The sequence below is a fragment of the Flavobacterium azizsancarii genome, assembly GCF_027980145.1.
Lineage (GTDB): Bacteria > Bacteroidota > Bacteroidia > Flavobacteriales > Flavobacteriaceae > Flavobacterium > Flavobacterium azizsancarii.
Genome location: NZ_JAMZNK010000118.1, coordinates 1 through 534, shown reverse-complemented (window position 1 = coordinate 534; position 534 = coordinate 1). Strand labels below are relative to the sequence as shown.

1 protein-coding gene is annotated in these 534 nt (G+C 35.6%); it reads left to right on the top strand.

Annotation, left to right across the window (positions count from 1 at the left end; translation table 11 throughout):
- Positions 1–69 precede the first annotated feature (69 nt).
- On the top strand, positions 70–417 hold the full coding sequence (locus NJT12_RS24865) for an ISAon1 family transposase N-terminal region protein (RefSeq protein WP_271338800.1): 348 nt from the start codon (positions 70–72) through the stop codon (positions 415–417).
- Positions 418–534: the final 117 nt, after the last annotated feature.

Genomic DNA, 534 nt, shown 5'->3' with positions numbered 1-534 from the left:
GGATGAAGCGCAAAGCTTGGGGAGGAAATGTCAAAATAAAATAAGAACTTTGTAATCTAAGAATTTTATATGACCCCTATAGAACTTTTGAAGTTTATGCTTCCTGATTTTTTAGTTAACCATTTTGAAGTAGTTTCCTCTACTAATAGCGAAGAAATATTACACCTCTATTTTGAAGAGCATGCTAAACCTCCAGAAGAGTTTAGTGATCTTCAATTAGTCTCCAAGGGTTTTCAAGATGAGATTACCATACAGGACTTTCCTCTGAGGGGTAAGTTCGTGTATTTACATATCAAAAGACGTCGCTGGACTAATAAAAATACAGGTGAGATCGTTAAAAGAGATTGGAATTTAGTGGCTAAAGGAACCCGCATGACTCAAGAGTTTGCGGCTTTTTTAAAAGAAATTAATAGATAAAACTGCTATTGACTGTCGTACCATTGGAGGTTTCTTTGGAGTCAATGGGAAAAAATTACAAAGACAATACAAAAAATTTTTAAGCTCCTTTAGTACGTGGGCTCCACGTGAACATGC